The following is a 2,948-nucleotide window of genomic DNA, read 5'->3' on the forward strand; positions in this document are numbered from 1 at the left end:
CGTGGTGAGACGGCGGCTTTACGGTGGCGATCGTTTTGTTGGATTTTGTATCGGGGCCGGTGTAGTTTCGCACCTGAAGGTTTAGCAGCAAGCCTGGAGGTACGCCCATGGCAGCGCTCTTTCACGTAATCGTCTCCGCGCGAGTAGTTGTCATCGGTGCCAGCGCTGCACATACGAGTAGGGCACTACGCTATTCCGGCTTCACCGGCTGGCGGAAAGTTTAAAGCCGACTCACCATCAAACCGAAGGCTGCCCCTACCGGGGTTTATGTGCAGTGAGGCCCACATGGATGTCTGGACTTCCCCACCTTTATCATCTGCCGGCGGGTCACTGTTGGGTGGCCTGCGTGAAGATGGCGCGGCCACCCGAGAGCAGTCGACCGGACTGCTTCCGGTAGCCCCGGCGGGCCGCGGAGTTCTTGAGGGGGCGTTCGCTGTGTTGGACGCTCTGGCTCAGGCCGACAAGGGTCTCGGACTGACTGCGCTGGCCCAGGCGAGCGGGCTGGCTAAAACGTCCGCGCATCGACTCGCCGAACAACTTGTCATGCTCGGCGCGGTGCAGTGCGTCGAGCAGCGCTACTACGTCGGGCCGCGGATGTTGCGCATCGGGCAACGCTGGCAGCCGGACCCGCTGCTAAGGCGCTTTGCCCAGGCACCGGTCCATACCCTTGCCGTGCAATCGCGGAAGATGGCGTCGCTGCGGATCCTGCATGAACAGCGACTCCGATATATCTGCGCCGCTGTGCCACATGGCCACGCTTACCTGCCGGAACCCACCGGCGCCGAATCGATCGCCCGGACCGCCACCGGGCGGGTTCTCTACGCTACGCAGCCCGCCAGCGATGTCGCGCTTCCTGACTGCTGGACCCAGCGCGAATGGCGAAACCTTCGCGAGTCCCTCCGCGATCCGCGCGCGACAGTGGTCGACCGTCAGGACGCGGTTGCTGGCATGTGTTGCGTATCGGCGCCTGTGTGGTGGCCGACTGGGGCCTGCGCGGGCGCGGTCACCGTCTCGGTCCAGGCAGACGATCTACCTGCGGGCCTATCCGCCTTAGTGTCGTACACCGCGTGCCGCATCGGCGCCGCCCTTCAGCAACCAAAACCGATGTGTCGGATTGGCTAACCCCGTTCCTGGGTACTGATCGACGACGCCCGGCAGTATCGGCAGCAGCACGGGCCCGATGACTCGATAGGAGCGGCCAGTGCCCACCCCTATGCCGGATGACCCGTACGCACCTCGCTCATCTGCCACTCCTACGATCCGTGCCGCGGGGCAGCTCGTCACCGGCTCCGGATTTCTGCCCGACCACCATGTCGCCATCCGGATTACGCGCGCCGGAGCTGACATCGACGACTACGTTACCTATGTGACGGATGGCAAGGGTTGCCTCGATTCCGACCTACCCAACGGCCTCACCGGCAAGTTGTACATCGCCGCAACCGACCACCGCCCCGATCCTCACGGCGCGTGCGGCCGGCTGTGGAGCAACACCTGCATTCTCTTTGTCACCGAGGGCTAACCCCGCCCTCCGAGAATTGCGCCGCTATGCCCCTCGGGGCGGGATCGGCGCCCCTGTGCAACCACCCTTCTGGTTCGGTCCGACCACCGGAGCAGGCGCGAGCGGCCCGGCTGTGGCTATCGCGTGGACCGAGACCGTGGCGCGTCGGGACAAGATACTGACCCAGGAGACAGCGAGATCTCAGAGCGGTCCACTCAGCGGATCGCGCTCTTGCCTAATCGACGGCGCTCGGCGCGCAATGGGGTCTCGATGGCTTCACAGACAGAGTGCACCAGGGGCGAAAAGCGGTCCTTGAGCGCGCTCGCGTCCACAGCACTCCTGAGAAAGGATGTGAACGATGGCTAGAGCAACCATTGAGCCAGTCGCCAACGGCGGTGACGATGTGGAGGCTGCGTCGCCGGGACGACCAGCCAACGGCGACACCGCACCCAGTCCCCTTTCCTCGGATACGCTGCAGTCATTCACGCTCGACGATCTGGCTCAATACACGCGCGAGGGCGCGTTCGGGCCGACGGCCAGCGCCGATTTCCGGGTTTTCTACGTCGGCCGCGACGACGTGCACGGAGTGCTTATGCACCTGTTCACCCGGGTCCGGCTGAGCGTGAAAATGAATATGTTCGGCTACGACGACGACCAGCTCAACCAGGTCCTGTTGGGCCTGGTAAAGGACCCCACCGTCATGGTGCAGGTCACGTTGGACAGGTCTCAGGCCAGCGGCGCCCACGAAAAGGAGATCCTGTCCTCTGACGAGGTCAGCGACCCGGCCGGGTACGCGGCCGACTTCGCGGTTGGCCAATCGGACACCCACCAGATCAGCCACACCAAAGGCGGCGTGCTCGACGGTATTGTCGCCTTCGAAGGCTCGACCAACTGGTCGTCCTCCGGGGAAGGCACCGGAATCACCCTCACTACAGCGACACAGCACCCCGGGTTCAAGGCGCAGAACAATACCCTGGCGGTGTACGTCAACCCGTACGAGATCGCGAAATTCTCCGCCCGACTCGACTACGAACACGGCGTCGCAACCCACCAGACCCAGCCCGCACTCGCAAAATCGTAACCATTGTCCAGCAACGCGATTCGGCTCAGCTGTCTGCTGGTGATTGATGGCCGAGTTGCAGGCACCCGCTCTCGCCCGGTCGGTTTCGCACCGGCTGCCACCGTCCCAGATAGCGCCGCATGGAGGTATCCGGTCATGGCCGTGATTGTCGCGGTCGATGAACAGGGGTTGCGCGGCTGAGCCAACTGACTATCACGGAGCTTGCGCGAGGCATCGCATCGGCGAAAACACCAATATCCTTGATCGCCTCGTGAATGCAGCTCGGATCGCTATGCACAGGAAGGACACTGATGACCACGCCGAATTCCCTAGTCCGAAGTTCCCCCCGGTAGCGCGGGTTTGAATCCACTTTGCCCTTGATGAGCAGGT

4 protein-coding genes are annotated in these 2,948 nt (G+C 63.6%); 3 read left to right on the top strand and 1 reads right to left on the bottom strand.

Annotated elements, in window-relative coordinates; translation table 11 throughout:
- The first annotated feature begins 438 nt into the window (after positions 1-438).
- From VML93_RS27975 to VML93_RS27985, 3 genes are all read left to right on the top strand, one after another.
- Complete coding sequence (locus VML93_RS27975) at positions 439-1,122, top strand: helix-turn-helix domain-containing protein (protein WP_325615507.1); 684 nt, start codon at positions 439-441, stop codon at positions 1,120-1,122.
- Between the two features lie 79 nt (positions 1,123-1,201).
- Positions 1,202-1,519, top strand: coding sequence for a hypothetical protein (locus VML93_RS27980; RefSeq protein WP_325615508.1), 318 nt, complete (start codon positions 1,202-1,204; stop codon positions 1,517-1,519).
- Positions 1,520-1,856: 337 nt separating this feature from the next.
- Positions 1,857-2,579, top strand: coding sequence for a hypothetical protein (locus VML93_RS27985; RefSeq protein ID WP_325615509.1), 723 nt, complete (start codon positions 1,857-1,859; stop codon positions 2,577-2,579).
- A gap of 133 nt (positions 2,580-2,712) precedes the next feature.
- Here the strand turns inward: VML93_RS27985 and VML93_RS27990 are convergent.
- Positions 2,713-2,948, bottom strand: a 236-nt coding sequence (locus VML93_RS27990; protein ID WP_325615510.1) for a hypothetical protein, incomplete at its 5' end; no start/stop codon positions are given.

It is taken from the genome of Mycobacterium sp. (genome assembly GCF_035499775.1).
In the GTDB taxonomy this organism is placed as follows: Bacteria; Actinomycetota; Actinomycetes; order Mycobacteriales; family Mycobacteriaceae; genus Mycobacterium.